This window comes from Salinibacterium sp. TMP30, from assembly GCF_038397785.1.
Taxonomy (GTDB): domain Bacteria; phylum Actinomycetota; class Actinomycetes; order Actinomycetales; family Microbacteriaceae; genus Rhodoglobus.
On the sequence record NZ_CP151642.1, the window covers coordinates 2,099,116 to 2,113,826 of the forward strand.

A 14,711-nucleotide genomic window follows, 5' to 3' on the forward strand; every position below is an offset into this window, starting at 1 on the left:
AGCTGAGTCTGCCTCCAACACCACGTTCAGAGAGCCACATTTCGCTTTAAGAGCTGAGACGCGTTTTTGTATTCGATTGATTGAACCTCGCGGTCGCTTAGTCCAGCAGCGCGAATGTAATGGACCGCGTCATCCCACATGGGTTCGGGAAGGTACGGAAAATCTGTTCCGAACATCACGCGGTCGGCACCATAGACGTCAACCGCGTACTTCAAAGAGCGTGGATCGGAGTTGACCGTGTCGTACCGAAGCGCCGACACCCTGCTGCTGGGAACTTTTACATTCTTCCCCAGCGTGCGGACTCGAAACTGATCGTCGATTCGCTGCAAGATGAAGGGCACGACACCACCCAGATGAGGCACGACAATCTCTATCCCCGCATGGTCATCGAGCCAGGAAGATGTCAGTAAGTCGGTCACGAAGGCGGCGTCCTCAAATACTGCGCCTACCAGCCAGGTTTGGTCGAACTGCGCTGGATAAAAACCACATGCATTACCGACGGGGTGCACAAACACAATGATTCCGAGGTCGCGGATTCGTTCGAGAACACAGTCGTATTCTGGATCCACAAGCGACCTGCCGAGGCCAGTGACCCCAAACGCACAGCCATACACGCCTGGCAGATTACCGACACGTGTGAGCTCGGCGAGGGACTCGTCTATGTGCGGGAATGGAAGCACAATAAACCCGCCGAATCGCCCCTGAGACGAAGCCACGAATTCGATCAGTTCGTCATTGTGCAGGGTCGCCGCTTCTGCGGCAACTTCCGCGTTGTCAAACGTCGGGAATAAAGGCGCACCAGACACAATTTGGAACTCGATTTCAGCTTCGTCCAGCAAGCGAAGCCTCTCAACCATTCCGCCAGCACTCGCGAGTGAATTGCGGCCAAGCCGTGTATCTACATCCTGATCCTCGAGAAATCGAAGATAGCGCTCACCGAAATAGTGCGCGTGGATATCGATTTTGGGAGCACCACCGAGATTCTCAAGCGTCAATCTGTGGCCGCCCTAAATCCCAGTAGCGGCACCGGCGATAGACCGTTCGAGCTACGGACAGACTTGACGCGGCTGAATTCATTGAGAGTCTCAGCAGTGTGCTCGCGCCCGTACCCGCTCGCGCGGTTGCCCCCGAACGGGGTTGTGGGCAGAAAAGATCGATTGTAATTGTTGACGAAAACTACGCCAGCATCGATGGCATCCGATGCCTTGCGTGCTGTGATCGGGTCCCCTGAGAATACTCCAGCGACCAGCGCGAAACTCGTGCTATTCGCGATCTCAATAGCCTCATCAAAGTGGGAAAACGGCATGATCACGACCACTGGACCGAAGATTTCCTCCTGCGCTACTCTCATCTTCTTCGTCACACCAGCGAATACCAGCGGGGCGACGAAAAAACCAGCCGCAAGTTCTTTATCAACGGGAACAGTGCCCTGATATGCGATCGTCGCACCCTCAGAGAGACCGATTTGTGTGTACGACTCGATACGAGACCTGTGCTCCGCGGTCACGACGGGGCCGAGGTCGCTCTCAGGGTCAAGAGCGTGACCCAGCTTCAGCCTGGCGGTCGCTGCAACGAATCGCGTGGTGAATTCATCTACTACGCTTTCGTGGACCAATAGTCGTGATGCAGCCGTACACGCCTGCCCCTGATTCATGAACGCACCCTCCACAGCAGTAAGCACCGCCAGATCGAGGTCGACATCGGGAAAGATGAGTAGCGGGTTTTTCCCGCCCAGCTCAAGCAGCGCTCCTGTGAAGTTCTCGGCAGCGGCGTGCAATACATTTTTCGCTGTCGCGGGCGATCCCGTGAAAGAGATACGGTCTACGCCGGGATGACTGATGAGCGCGTTACCCGTAACAGCGCCGACTCCCGTCACCGCCTGCACAACGCCAGGCGGAAAGAGGTGCGCGATTGCGTCGATTATCAGAAGCACAGCTAGCGGACACTGCTCCGGAGGTTTGAGCACGACAACATTCCCCGCTGCTAACGCGGGCGCGAGCTTAGCGCCAGTGTGGATAGGTGGCCAGTTGAAGGGGATTACCCCGGCAACCAGCCCGTACGGCTCTCGGACCGAGTAACTATCGACCGCCACTCCTGGAAAATAGGTGCCACGTTCGCTCTCGATGAGTGAGCCGAAAAACTCGAACGATTGTGCACAGACCTCCATGTCGTATGACCGTGACGTCAAATACGTCTTGCCTACCTCCAGAGACTCGATCGTCGCAATCTCATCGGCCTTATCCCGCAGAACCTCCGCGGCCGCCTTCAACAGTCGACCGCGTTCTCGATTTGGCGTCGACCGCCACTCTTGTGCGGCCTCCTTCGCGAACAAAATCACGCGATCGATGTCGTTTGTGTCGCACGTTGGAAATGACCCTAAGAAGGCACCGGTCGACGGATCGTTGACCTCGAACGAATCCTGCCCCTCAACTGGAGCGTATTTCGCAGCCAGAGACTTATATAGGTTCGTTGGGTCGCTAGCCGCTAATTTCACACTCTTCACAACAACTCCAATCTTCACCCTCTGGTTTGCTCAACAAAAGCAGTCATCAAATCCCGTAACCTGCTTGTTCACACTGCACATACTTGTCGTCATTCCATCGCATCAGGCGCGGTACGAGGGAAGGTTCTCCTCGACCCAAGCCGATGAATGATCTGTTTCCACCTCGGCGACCGTGGGAGACCTCGGCGGCCCAGTCGACGCACGGATGATCAGCTCAGGTACCAGCGAAAGCACAGGCTCTACACGGGCGCTGTCAGACATGACCGCGAGTACGGTTCGCGCCGCTTCGCGCCCCATGCGGTCAATTTGGAGCCGAATCGTCGTCAACCCGGGATTGAGATGCCCGGTGAGCGGATTGTCGTTGTAGCCGACCACAGATATCTGGTCAGGGCAATCGAATCCCGCCCGAGTGAGCGCATCAAGCGCTCCAACAGCGAGCAAATCGTTGTGCGCAAAGACCGCCGTCGCGCTAAGCGGCGTGCCTGAGTTGAGCACCTCGGCCATTGCGCGGTTCCCCTCCTCCACAGACGGACTCGATGACGATGCAATTTGATGTACGAGCGTCGCCGACGACTCTGCGAGCACCCCGTGAAACCCCCGGGCGCGCTCCGCAAACGTACTGATGTCCGTCGGGCCGGTAATTTCTAAGATTGAGGTATGCCCAAGGCTCAGAAGGTGGCGTGCTGCTAGTGCACCGCCGAGGGCGTCATCGTTCACAATCCGTGCGATTCCGGTTGCCTCAATCCACCGCAGGCAGAGCACAACGGGCAAGCCACTTTCTGACACCGAGCGCAAGATCTCGGTGTCACGACCTCGGGCAGCGGCACAGATCAGGCCGTCTATTCGCCTAGAGCTCATCATCTCAATCACATTGGAGAACCTGTGTTCGTCTGCATCGTCTGGCAGTTCAGCGATCAACAAGTGATATCCGAGGGGCTCAAGTTCGCCACTGATCCCGTGGAGCATCTCACCATAAATGGGGTTGCTGAAGCTGGAAATTAGCACGCCGATTGTATTGCTGCGCCGTCGACGTAGGCTGCTCGCCGTCATATTGGGCCGGTAACCGAGCTCGGCTGCGACCTGTAGAACACGTTCGCGCGTTGCCGCTTTAACTTGATTCCGCTTGAGCGGGTCGAGACTACGGCTAACAGTCGATGCGTGAACACCGGCGGCCCTCGCGACATCGGCAGCAGTCGCCACAGGGAGTCGCATCATCATCGGCTGACCCCGTTCTCGGTCGGATCCACGATCAGACACTGATCTGCTTTCCGCGCCGCTTTGTCAAGAGGCCGACGACCCCGCGTCTGATAAAGAGCGCAAAGACAATCAGGATGATTCCTAGCACCAGGCGATTGGTTTCATTGGGGAGTCCCATTCCAAACAAGTCGACTCCAGGAAGGGTTACTCGCAGGAACTGCTCGAGCCCAACAACGAAGAACGATCCGATGAGCGGACCGAGCCAACTTCCTAGACCACCAATCACGCAGACTAGGACGATATCGAGCGCAACCTTGACGCTGAACGCACCGGTCGGTTCGATATATCCAGTCAGGAATGCCCAAGCTGCCCCAGCAAGACCACCGAGGGCTGCGCCAATAACGAGTGCCCGGAGCTTAACCTGAACGGTCTTAACACCAAGTACCTGCGCGGCAGGCTCATCTTCACTGATCGCCCTGAGGGCATAGCCGAAGTTCGAGTGCTCCACGGAATACGTGACCAGAGTCGCGATGAAGGCGAGACCAAGCATGAGGTAGAAGAACATCGCGGCGAGATTCCGGGAACTAATATCGTTGTCGACCGACACGAACAGCCCAGTTGCACCACCCAGCTCAGGGGTATTCTTCACGATGGTCAGCGCCAAGAACGTCAATATCAGCGTGAATACTGCGAAGTAGTGGCTCCGCAATCTCAGAGTCGCGTAGCCAATCACGATCGACACAACGATGGCGGCCAGCGCTCCAGGGATCAGAGTAAACCACACCGGCCAGTCCCAAGCGTTGTTCAGCCATGCCGCCATGTAGGCGCCCGAACCAACGAAGATTGCAGCACCGAAGTTCAGGTAGCCACCATAGCCGCCCAAAAGGTTCCATCCCTGAGCAACAACCACGTAGAACAGAATGGATGTCAGGGTGGTTAGAAGACCAAGCGCGCTAACGTACCCGAGTGGGGCGAGCACTAGGAAGATCGCGCCTCCGATGGCCGGAAGCACCCACCTCGGGAGCGAACGAGTCGCCACGGCGGACGATTTAGCCTGAGCGAGAGCGATATTCTCCGTCGGAGATACTTCGTGTCTTTCGTTCATCAGATTGTCCTCTGCTTTGCTCCGCCGATACCTTCGCTGCGGACGAGCAGAGCCACAGCCAGGATTCCGTATAGGACGAGATAGGTGTATTGGAACGGAATAAAGATTCCGACCATGGTCTCCACAATGCCGACGATGAACCCTGCCACGAGTGTGCGTAACGCAGACCCCAGCCCACCCAAAATCACAACAAGGAAGGCCCACGCCAACCATCTGTAGTGCTCCTGAGGGTTGAAGGACTGCACCATCGCGAGGACGATCCCGCCGAATGCAGCGAACGCAATTCCTACCGCGAACACTCGTCGAGAGAGGGTCGTTACATCGATTCCCACCATCGCGGCCACGTCACGGTTTTGAGCCAGTCCCCGAATCGCCGATCCTGTCAGTGTTCTGGTCAGGAAAAAGTGGAGAGCTACGAGCACCACGACGGTGATGCCTGCTCCGACGAGACGCGCAATGGGAACCGAGATCGAACCGAAGTTCACGACCTCCGACAAATAACCGAGAGAGACGGTCCTAGTGTCGGTTGTCCAGATCATGACGGCCACGCTCTCAAGGATGACGAGGAGGCCGAAGAACGCGAGCATCACGGTAGGGCCACTGTCTTTCACAAGGTGCTGCGCAATGCCGCGGTGTATGACAAGACCGAACAGGTAGCCGATGACGACGACCGGCGCGATCATGAGCAAAGGGTCGAGCCCCAGGCCATTCACGAACTCCCAGTAAAGGAGGCCGGCAAAAATGATGATGGCGCTGTGCGCAAGGTTCAAAACCCTGAGCACTCCCAAAATCAGGCTAAGCCCAATAGCGAGACCACCGTACACGCCGCCGAGAAGTATCCCGTTGACGAATGACTGTGCGATTAAATCAAAGCTCACGAGTCTCTGCCTTTCACAAGTTCAACCATTGTTTAATCAGCTCGTCCAACTGACCCTCGAATTCGTCTCGAGCACCGTCGAGGTGATTCTTTCCATACGCAAGGGTGTAGACGTAGTCGGCCATGTCGACCGCAGCCTTAACGTTCTGATCGACTAGAAGAATTGTGCGACCTTCTTCCTTCAGCCGCTCCAATTCGTCGTATACCCCGTCGACAAGCACTGGCGCTAGGCCGACTGACGGCTCGTCGATGAGCAGCACACGGGGCTCGAGGATCAGCGTGCGCGCGAATTCGACGATTCGCGCCTGGCCTCCGCTCAGGCTGCCCGCGAGTTTGTGGCGCATGGGCTTGATCGTCGGATAGCGCTCGAACATCGCCTCTAATGCACCCACAAACCGATCTCGATCACGTCGGATCTGCCATGCTCCCAGCCTGAGGTTCTCTTCCACAGTGAGTTCAGGGAAAATTGAACGGCCTTGTGGAAGAACGGAAATACCTAAGGCAAGGCGATCCGCTGGCCCCTTGTCCGAAATGTCTTCTCCGCCCAACAGCACCTGACCTACGCGGGGCTTGAGGAATCCCCCCATGATGCGCAGCAGAGTCGATTTTCCACTACCGTTTGGCCCGAGCAACACCGTCACCTTGCCTGGTTCAACAGTGATGGAGACGTCTTCAAGGACCACGTCATTTGTGAAGTATCCAGCAGTGACGCTGGATACCGACAGCGCGACTTTCGTGTCGACATTGACGGGACTTTTCTTGGGGTTCATCCGCGCTCTCCTCGTCCAGCGGGTCCGTGACCGAGATATGCTTCGATCACTTTGGGGTGCGAGATAACTTCAGCAGGAGTGCCTGCCGCGATCACCGCTCCATCAGCCATGCAGATGATGGTCGAGCACAGCCTGGTCAAGTCAGGTATCTCATGACTCACGATGAGAAATGCAGTGCCATTGCGGTTGCGCTCCAGGATTCGATCGCGCATGACCTCTTTGACGCTGGGATGAACGCCGGCGAAAGGTTCATCCATGAGAACAATCTTGGGATCCGTCATTAGTGCTCGCACGAATTCGAGAAGTTTCTGTTGCCCACCGGAGAGTTCACTTGCTGGCGTGTCGCGGTGGCTAGATAGCCCAACGAAACCAAGAAGTGCAGCCGCCTTTTCGACCCAACGACCTTTTGCACCCTTGCTGTGGAGAACGGGAATGAGCATATTCTCAATCGCGGTGATCGTAGAGAACACCCTGGTGTTTTGAAAAGTGCGAGTTACGCCCGCCTTGACCAGCGCAGTACTGGACTTACCCGCCTGTTCAGTTCCGTCGACCTTGATCGATCCAGAATCGGGCGCAATCACACCATTAAGAAGGTTGAGCGTAGTCGTTTTGCCGGAACCATTTGGCCCGATAAGTCCAACGATGGAACCTTCGGGAATTTCAAAAGACGCTCCGTTCACTGCAGTCACACCACCAAAACTCTTGGCGAGGGACCCTACTTCAATGATCGACGACATACGCTCAACCTCCTATGTTCTAGCTACTGCGCGATTATCGAAGCGGCATGATTGCCGTGGCCGTGGCCGCATCTATCGGCCAGATGAGCTGATTGCCACCATCTTCCTGGTACTGCAACAGGATCTGGCTGAAGTCGATCGTGCCGTCTTCGTTGTACGTGATGTCACCAACTGCAGTGCTGAAGGTGTTGTTCGCTATGTAGTCTCGCAACTCGTTCGAATCGAGCGTTCCCGCTCCCTCGATCGCCTGCTGGATCACCTGACCAGCCGCGTACGCGACTGCTGAGTATGCCGGAGCACCAGGTACGCCCTGTTGCTCAGCAACGTAGTCAGACACTTCCTGCAGACCGGGGTAGCCCTGTGTTGGGAAGGCCGTTGAGCTTGCGAAAACGTTGATTCCCGCAACACCAAGGTCAGGCCAGTTAGGAAGCGACGTCACCTGTGAGCCGCACGAGCAGTAGACGTCAGGGTTGTAACCTGCCTCATTCACAGTGTTCGCGATGAGCGCTGCGTCATTCGGGAGGCTGAGAGCCACGAACATGTCCGCACCAGAGGCCTTGACAGTCTCGATGAGGCTGGATACGTCGGTCGCTGTCTGGTCATACTGTTCGTTGACGACCACCTCGATACCGCGCTCTTCTGCATAGTTCAGAACCCCGCCTTCGCCATCGAAGCCTTCGAGTGCAGCCAGCGTGAATGGATTCTGAGCTGTGACGACCGCCAGGGTCTTAGGCATCTCTGATTCAGGAAGCGTGTCCAAGTACTCGAACATGCCTAGTGAATACTCAATATCTTGATACGGCCACGTGCTCACGAGCAGATCGGCGGTTTGATGGATCTCCTTCCCCACAAAACCGGCGTTAATCATGAGAACTCCGGCTCGTTCGGCGATTGGGACTACCGCACCGCCAACAGCTGTCGTGTACGGAGCGAGAAGCAAATCAACGTCATCCTCATTGATTAGTCTCTGATAAAGCTGTTGCGCCACAGTCGGCGTACTCTCATCGTCATAGATGATGAGTTCGACCTGCCGGCCGTCGATTCCACCTGAAGCGTTCACTTCGTCTAACCAGAACTCATATGCGAGCACATAACCTGCGGATGGTCCGGAGAACACACCCGTGAGACCCAGAGTCCCTCCGATCACGATGGGGTCTTCGCTGGAATCACTTGGGGTGCCGGCGTCTGGGCTACAGCCGACTAGCGCGAGGGCCATTGCCGACGCAACGGCAACTGGCGCAAAGAAACGGGACCGCCACTTCTTGGAGATATTCATCATTGAACTCCTTGTTTTCAACACTACTTGGATGTGTGAGTTGTGCCTCTGTCTTAACGGTTAGCCATGTGATTTCCTGTAGAAATTCAAGGTACAAAGCCATAACTCGGGTTCTCTCTCAGCAAGTGCTTCTTTGCATTCGATTGCAGTGATGTTCGCACAGGCCACAATCGCGTGTCAAGTCACACTGAACAATTGCAGCCAAATCGTACAGTCCGGGCAGTCAGGAACCGCCCATCCACCGAAACGCCAGTGCCCCAAGCCTCAGGAGAAGCCACCAGTGAACGAGTGTACTGCTTGAGTAGTCCTCGAATGAGCGGGATTAGACCAGGAGCCTTGAGTTTCGCGAGACAGCGCAACCCAAAAGATTGATGTGTAGTCTAGTTGAACAAATATTGTGTGCCCATGAGCCCTTTTGGAGAAATCTTGACCTCAATCGCCTACGTTGGCCTCGGAACCATGGGCATCGAAATGGTTCGGCGACTGATCGCTGCAGGACACCCAGTCACCGTCTGGAACCGCTCCGACAGCGCGGCCATCGATGAGTTACTGCGTAGTGGAGCGACACGAGTCACGGACATTGGTGACGCAATGCACGCAGACGTTGTCTTTTCGATGCTCTCCAATGATGCCGCTGTCGCGGAGCAATTTACCGCCGACATTATTTCCCAAGCAAGCCCGTCGACGATCCACGTCAATATGTCGACTGTGAGCATTGCCCTTGCGGATGTAATGGAAGATGCGCATAAGAGAGCCGGAGTCTCTTACATCGCAGCGCCTGTCTTGGGACGACCACACGTAGCCGCGTCCGGGCAGCTGAACATAGTCGCTGGTGGTGCACGGGAGCTGATAGCCACCCTTGAGCCAATTCTCAAAATTCTCGGAAAGCGCACGTGGATCGTTGGGGAACGACCCCGTGACGCGAATCTCGTAAAGATCGCGGTGAACTACAACATCATTCACGCGATTCAAGCTCTCGCGGAGTCCATTTCTCTCGTCGAGCAAGGCGGAGTTGACGGTAACCAGTTCGTTGACATTCTTACCGATGTTGCTTTCACTGGTTCTGCCTACACCGGGTACGGCGCCATGATCGCCGAGAAGCGGTATTCGCCGGCGTCCTTTCCCGTATCGCTGGGTCTCAAAGATCTCAGCCTCGCTGAACAGGCTGCAGAATCCTTCGAGATCTCGCTCCCCGTTGCTGAAGTGCTTCGAGAAGTTTTCGAACAAGCCTTGGCTAGGCCGGAACTCGCCTCGCTTGACTGGTCTGCGGTAGCAGAGATCACCCGCGGCAGCGTGAGGCGCCATGCAAAATTACCGAAGACTCCCTTAGAGCACTAGAGTTCGCAGGATCGCGGGATTCCTGACAGCGCGCTAGCTAGCCTGCCGCAACGATCTCGTAGTCGACGGTCGTCCTCTCGGCAACCACAGTGCGGCCGAAGGCCGCCGCCTGTACATGCAAGGGGTGGGCTTGGTACGCCTCAAGATCGGCGTAGCTGAGGTGTTTGCTCGTCAAAACCATGTCAGCGTGGTCGCGGAGCAGTCCAACGTCGATTCCGACCTCCACGCTCAACAGCCCCGTGACCTTACCCTCAAGCGCACCTAACCGAGCTCCGAACTCCGATGCATCTCGAAACTTCGTTGCAGGGTCTTCAGCGGACAGCCGAAATACAACAATATGCACGATCATGATCCATCTCCAAAAAGTGTTCATTCTAACTACACACTGTTCACTCTAACTCTGCTAATCTCCTTACACGAGCGTTTGAATGGAGAAGGTTTCATGACTCGAATCGCGGTTCTTGGTGCGGGAGCGAATGGCGCCTCAATCGGTGCCGACCTAACAGTCGCGGGACTAGACGTGACTCTAATAGAGCAATGGCCGGCCCACGTGAAAGCGATGCGCGCCAATGGGGTCCTGATCAGGACTCCCTCGGAGTCGTACCGCGTCCCCGTGCGTGCATATCATCTTTGCGAGATAGCGACACTGCGTGCACGCTTCGACATAGTTCTCATGCTGGTCAAAGCATACGATTCGCGCTGGGCTGCCGAGCTAATCAAGCCTCTGCTCAGCCCCGAGGGATTGCTGATCGGTGTGCAAAATGGCATGACCATCGATGACATCGCCGATGTCGTCGGCGAGGAGCGAACGCTCGGCTGCGTAATTGAGATCTCGTCCATGATGTTTGAGCCCGGCATCGTCGAGCGACACTCTGGTAAAGACCGCTCGTGGTTCGCGGTCGGGTCGCTCTCACCACGTACAGCCCACCGCGAAGAGGAGGTCGCTTCCTTATTGCGCCACGCGGGCACCGTCGAGGTAGTCGATGACATTCGTGCAACCAAATGGATGAAGCTTGTCAGCAACGCAACTACTTTGGTCACCACGGCGATCTTGGGCGTCCCGATGCTTGATGCTGCCGAGATTCCTGCGATGCGTGACCTAATGATTCGTTCGGGGCGGGAAGCCCTTGAAGCCGGTCGACTGCAGGGTATGTCTGTACGTCCAATCTTCGGACTCAGCCAGGCAGATGTGGACGGCACGGACGGCTTGGTCGAGAAACTCCTCGACACGCTCCTCGAGAATTTTGTTATGCCTACAACGAAAACCACAATCCTGCAGGACTGGATGAAAGGCCGCAGAAGCGAAGTGGGGGACATAAACGGACGCGTGGCGCGAGTACTTCAGCAGCACGGTCAGGTCGCTCCCGTGAATGGTGCCGTCGCCGACATTGCGCGACGAATTGAGAATCGCGAACTCGAACCGGGGATCCAGAATCTGGCGTTACTTCTCGAGGCGAGCTTCACAGAGTCGCGCTAGCGTACGCCAGACAGCTCTCCACCCAGTCCGGCACGCCCATGAAAACCAACCACAATCGAGGAGATATCGTGTCATTTCAGGTAGTGAGAAAGTCGGACCAAAGATTCGTAGCTGTAGAGGGCACTACCGGCTTCTCGGTTGCTCCGCTGATTGGCGCAGACGATGGATCTGTACACATGGATCTGGCTATCTGCACGTTGGCCGCTGGCGCCTCTACCCCCGCTCAGCGTCACGCATTCGAGGAATCATGGTTCGTCCTCGACGGCGCGGGCACCTCATCAGTTTCCCATCTCACCTTTGCCTCACAGTATGGTTCGTTTGGTATTACGCCAGTCGCGGCACCGGAACGAAAGACTGCTGGCGCTGAGGGAATGACTTGGCTGCGTATGCGCGCACCCCAGGCCCAAGCGGCGGACCCCAACCACGGACACGCTCCTGCCGATGACTGGATTGCCTCAGATATCGTGCTCACTCCAGATGAGACAGACCCGCGTTCGCAGTGGGCGGGACAATGGAACGAGGGCGACATGGGTCCTCGCGGGCCCCTCTCCATGCCCGGCTATCACGGACCGAACATCAAGAGCATTTTTATTCGGATGCTCGTCGATCAACTTCTCGGCGCCCATCAGCACACACATTTCATGGTCGAGTTTGGACCGAAGGACCCCAACGCCCAATACGCGAGCGAGCACTACCATCCGTTCGAAGAAGCGTACTTTCTTCTCAACGGGTCGGCCCACGGGGTTCTCGACGGTGAGGACGTCGAAATCAGCGCTGGAGATACGGTGTGGACAGGCGTGGGCGCAACGCACGGCTTCTATACGACCAGCGAGGAACCGCTTCGGTGGCTGGAAGTTCAAACCCCCGCTCCCCCCAGTCAGAACGCATTCTACTTTCCGTACGAATGGAAGCAGCTATCCGAAAGGTGACGGGAAGGGAACCGTAGAATTTCATGAGCTGACAAGAATTAGCGGATCGCTCCGCTGTTATCCCGTCACGATGCGAGAGCGGATATATCCGTCGTGATTGCGACCTCGACTGACATCGCTCGATGCACATAACACGTGTTAGCGGCTACCTTTAAAAGCGATCTAGTCTCATCGTGGGTTGCTCCACCGTTGAGAAACATCTCAGTCTGGATTTCGCCGGCGGGAGCCATCGTCTCGTTCTCGAACTCTGGGGCCGTGTAGTTGGTTCTCTGCGCCAAGCTCGACTCGGCAAGGTCGAGACGACGCACGTTGACGTAGCGGCTGAGTTGGGTGTGGTAGCAGAAGGCGGTTCCTACCGCGAACATGGCCAACGGCGTTGGGGCAAGCTTTCCCGTCGGGTCCATGAGAATCTCCCACCGATCAGATGTCATGTCGGGGAGTCCGGTGCTCGTTCTCATTAGCCCTGTATCAAGGTCAAGGTTGCCCCGCGCATCCACGTAAAATCCGACGGGAACGTTGCTCGCGTTGAGGCTCGAGTGTGTGGCAATTTTCGCGCTTGCGTCTGCCGGCTGCCCTCCACCATCTACGAAGGTGAATACTTGCTCTGACGCCTCATGCGTGGGACCGGGAATTTCCGTGTACCGTGTGCGCGGGTCAACACCGTTCGGCTCGTCCCACTGCGTTAGACCCTCGACCGAAGTCGCTTGGCCGTTGGTACGAAGGGCAAACGACCCCTCCTTGGCCTCGCGCATTGCCGAAACCGCGGGAGAGCTCCTCATCGCCACATCGATCATGGATTCAACTTCAGCTTCACTCGCGGAACTGCGTACATCGAAGTCCCAATCAAGACCAAAAATCAGTGCAACCGCCTGGCCCCGTGCGAACGACCCCTTTGACGCTAGCCCCTGGCTTACGCCTACATGAATGCTCTCAAGCGTCACGGAACGACTCTGGGCAACCGCGAGTATGCGGTACGCGACGTCGGCCTGTAGGCCCGCCAACCAGTGGAAAAGCGGCGCCGGCGCGAGGTTGGTTCCACCGAGGCTGGCCCCTTCGTCTGACTGTAGGCACCAGGTGCGGCCGCTGGATACTTCCTCAACAAGCCCAATCTTGTGGAACTTGCCTAGGCCAAACACCTCCGTGAGGTACGTCTCCGTACCAGAGGCCCCATACGGAACAGCCGACGGCGCCGCAGCTTTCCGTGTCGGGTATCCGCGTGATTCACTTGAGTCCGTTGTTGGCACAAAAGCTTCCGGTGACCCTGAAATCGACGTTGACATTGATTGAGCCCTCTCCTCATTGTTCGGTTGAGTGTATCAAACGTACGCTCTCATTGAACAGCATGTAGGCCAAAAACGATAGTTTGCCCTGTTTTTCCGGTATTGTCGACACAAACCACCCAGATGTATAGTCACAACGCACACTGCTCAGAGAGGTGAATTCGGCATGCAGAACACGCGAATTGCGATTGTCGGAACGGGAGCGCAGGGAGCAGGGATCGGCGCTGATCTCATCCGTGCCGGACTTGACGTCACGTTCATCGAGCAATGGCCCGAGCATGTCGATGCGATGCGAATGCGTGGCATTGAGGTACGGCTGCTCGGCGAGACTCAGGTGACAACCGTTGAACGTGTTTTCCAGCTGTGCGAAGTGGCGTCGCTGAGAACACGGTTCGATGTGGTGCTCATTCTTGTCAAGGCCTACGACACGAGGTGGGCGGTCGAGCTAATAAAACCGTTGCTCGCACCGGGGGGCGTCGTCGTTGGATTGCAGAACGGAATGTCGATAAACGACATCGCGTCGATTGTTGGGGCTGAACGAACAATCGGCGCCGTGATTGAGATGGCATCAAACATGTTTGAGCCTGGCATCGTCACACGCCAAAACGGAAAAGACTCCGCATGGTTCGCTATCGGAGCGGTGGATGCGGGTGCTCGTCAACACGAACAGCGCGTGCAGTCCATCCTCAGCAATGCTGGCACGGTCGAGATCTCGTCTGACATTCGATCCTCAAAGTGGATGAAGCTCGTGGCGAATGCGGGCGAATTGGTGCCGTCGGCCATCCTCGGCGAAGCTCTCGCCGATGCCGCCGTACTTACTGGCGTCCACCAGTTCATGGTTGAGTGCGGTAAAGAAGCCGCACGAGCTGCTGTCGCTGACGGTTGCTCGCTCGTGCCGATTTTCGGTCTTGCTGCCGATCGAATCGTTGACCCTGATCAATACGCTGAGGATTTGCTCCGCGAAGTTCTCGACAAATATTCGCGACCTGACACCCTGACAACGGTTCTCCAGGATTGGATGAAAGGTCGGCGCGCAGAGGTGGCAGAAATAAACGGGCACGTGGTTGATGTGATGATCCGCGCCGGGCTGCCCGCACCCTACAACCGACACACAGTTGAGCTGGCACGGCGCATTGAAGCTGGCACCCTTGAGCGAGGGTTGGTCAACCTCGACTTGCTTTTAGACGTGCCAGGTCTCGAGCGCGGCCCATGACTAGACGCT

At 56.6% G+C, this 14,711-nt stretch carries 14 protein-coding genes; 4 read left to right on the plus strand and 10 right to left on the minus strand.

Annotation, left to right across the window (positions count from 1 at the left end; genetic code table 11):
* Positions 1-26 precede the first annotated feature (26 nt).
* From AADH44_RS10180 to AADH44_RS10215, 8 genes are all read right to left on the minus strand, one after another.
* Positions 27-995, minus strand: coding sequence for an amidohydrolase family protein (locus AADH44_RS10180; protein WP_341952693.1), 969 nt, complete (start codon positions 993-995; stop codon positions 27-29).
* Positions 992-2,521, minus strand: coding sequence for an aldehyde dehydrogenase family protein (locus AADH44_RS10185; RefSeq protein WP_341952694.1), 1,530 nt, complete (start codon positions 2,519-2,521; stop codon positions 992-994). The genes AADH44_RS10180 and AADH44_RS10185 overlap by 4 nt, the downstream gene beginning before the upstream one ends.
* A gap of 84 nt (positions 2,522-2,605) precedes the next feature.
* Positions 2,606-3,721, minus strand: a complete 1,116-nt coding sequence (locus AADH44_RS10190; RefSeq protein WP_341952695.1) for a LacI family DNA-binding transcriptional regulator — start codon at positions 3,719-3,721, stop codon at positions 2,606-2,608.
* Between the two features lie 31 nt (positions 3,722-3,752).
* Complete coding sequence (locus AADH44_RS10195) at positions 3,753-4,805, minus strand: branched-chain amino acid ABC transporter permease (RefSeq protein ID WP_341952696.1); 1,053 nt, start codon at positions 4,803-4,805, stop codon at positions 3,753-3,755.
* On the minus strand, positions 4,805-5,683 hold the full coding sequence (locus tag AADH44_RS10200) for a branched-chain amino acid ABC transporter permease (protein WP_341952697.1): 879 nt from the start codon (positions 5,681-5,683) through the stop codon (positions 4,805-4,807). Before AADH44_RS10200 ends, AADH44_RS10195 begins: the two co-directional genes overlap by 1 nt.
* A 13-nt stretch (positions 5,684-5,696) precedes the next feature.
* Positions 5,697-6,452: an ABC transporter ATP-binding protein gene (locus tag AADH44_RS10205; protein ID WP_341952698.1), complete on the minus strand. Its 756-nt coding sequence runs from the start codon at positions 6,450-6,452 to the stop codon at positions 5,697-5,699.
* Positions 6,449-7,189 (minus strand): ABC transporter ATP-binding protein, encoded by a 741-nt coding sequence (locus AADH44_RS10210; protein ID WP_341952699.1) that lies wholly within the window; start codon positions 7,187-7,189, stop codon positions 6,449-6,451. The genes AADH44_RS10205 and AADH44_RS10210 overlap by 4 nt, the downstream gene beginning before the upstream one ends.
* A gap of 34 nt (positions 7,190-7,223) precedes the next feature.
* Entirely contained in the window at positions 7,224-8,465 is a 1,242-nt protein-coding gene (locus AADH44_RS10215; protein ID WP_341952700.1) for an amino acid ABC transporter substrate-binding protein, read from the minus strand.
* A 405-nt stretch (positions 8,466-8,870) separates the two neighbouring features.
* Between AADH44_RS10215 and AADH44_RS10220 the strand changes: the two genes are divergently transcribed.
* Positions 8,871-9,803 carry an NAD(P)-dependent oxidoreductase gene (locus tag AADH44_RS10220; protein ID WP_341952701.1) on the plus strand — a complete coding sequence of 311 codons (933 nt, stop codon included), beginning with the start codon at positions 8,871-8,873 and terminating at the stop codon, positions 9,801-9,803.
* A gap of 37 nt (positions 9,804-9,840) precedes the next feature.
* On the opposite strand, the gene AADH44_RS10225 is transcribed toward AADH44_RS10220, so the two are convergent.
* Positions 9,841-10,152, minus strand: a complete 312-nt coding sequence (locus AADH44_RS10225; RefSeq protein ID WP_341952702.1) for a Dabb family protein — start codon at positions 10,150-10,152, stop codon at positions 9,841-9,843.
* 93 nt (positions 10,153-10,245) lie between these two features.
* Here AADH44_RS10225 and AADH44_RS10230 point away from each other — a divergent pair, with 93 nt between their 5' ends.
* Together AADH44_RS10230 and AADH44_RS10235 are read left to right on the plus strand one after the other, a co-directional pair.
* The gene (locus AADH44_RS10230; protein WP_341952703.1) at positions 10,246-11,280 is read left to right on the plus strand and encodes a 2-dehydropantoate 2-reductase; all 1,035 of its coding nucleotides are present in this window, start codon (positions 10,246-10,248) and stop codon (positions 11,278-11,280) included.
* Between the two features lie 68 nt (positions 11,281-11,348).
* A complete protein-coding gene (locus tag AADH44_RS10235; protein ID WP_341952704.1) occupies positions 11,349-12,209 on the plus strand; it encodes a cupin domain-containing protein in 861 nt (286 codons plus the stop codon).
* Between the two features lie 65 nt (positions 12,210-12,274).
* On the opposite strand, the gene AADH44_RS10240 is transcribed toward AADH44_RS10235, so the two are convergent.
* Positions 12,275-13,489, minus strand: a complete 1,215-nt coding sequence (locus AADH44_RS10240; RefSeq protein ID WP_341952705.1) for an OsmC family protein — start codon at positions 13,487-13,489, stop codon at positions 12,275-12,277.
* Between the two features lie 166 nt (positions 13,490-13,655).
* On the opposite strand from AADH44_RS10240, the gene AADH44_RS10245 reads away from it, so the two are divergent.
* Complete coding sequence (locus tag AADH44_RS10245; protein ID WP_341952706.1) at positions 13,656-14,702, plus strand: 2-dehydropantoate 2-reductase N-terminal domain-containing protein; 1,047 nt, start codon at positions 13,656-13,658, stop codon at positions 14,700-14,702.
* Positions 14,703-14,711: the final 9 nt, after the last annotated feature.

Excerpts from the sequence above, each read along its gene's own strand:
- AADH44_RS10205 (WP_341952698.1), bottom strand. The coding sequence starts at position 6,452 with ATGAACCCCAAGAAAAGTCCCGTCAATGTCGACACGAAAGTCGCGCTG.
- AADH44_RS10225 (WP_341952702.1), bottom strand. The coding sequence starts at position 10,152 with ATGATCGTGCATATTGTTGTATTTCGGCTGTCCGCTGAAGACCCTGCA.
- AADH44_RS10230 (WP_341952703.1), top strand. The coding sequence starts at position 10,246 with ATGACTCGAATCGCGGTTCTTGGTGCGGGAGCGAATGGCGCCTCAATC.
- AADH44_RS10245 (WP_341952706.1), top strand. The coding sequence starts at position 13,656 with ATGCAGAACACGCGAATTGCGATTGTCGGAACGGGAGCGCAGGGAGCA.
- AADH44_RS10215 (WP_341952700.1), bottom strand. The coding sequence starts at position 8,465 with ATGAATATCTCCAAGAAGTGGCGGTCCCGTTTCTTTGCGCCAGTTGCC.
- AADH44_RS10195 (WP_341952696.1), bottom strand. The coding sequence starts at position 4,805 with ATGAACGAAAGACACGAAGTATCTCCGACGGAGAATATCGCTCTCGCT.
- AADH44_RS10220 (WP_341952701.1), top strand. The coding sequence starts at position 8,871 with ATGAGCCCTTTTGGAGAAATCTTGACCTCAATCGCCTACGTTGGCCTC.
- AADH44_RS10190 (WP_341952695.1), bottom strand. The coding sequence starts at position 3,721 with ATGATGATGCGACTCCCTGTGGCGACTGCTGCCGATGTCGCGAGGGCC.
- AADH44_RS10210 (WP_341952699.1), bottom strand. The coding sequence starts at position 7,189 with ATGTCGTCGATCATTGAAGTAGGGTCCCTCGCCAAGAGTTTTGGTGGT.
- AADH44_RS10240 (WP_341952705.1), bottom strand. The coding sequence starts at position 13,489 with ATGTCAACGTCGATTTCAGGGTCACCGGAAGCTTTTGTGCCAACAACG.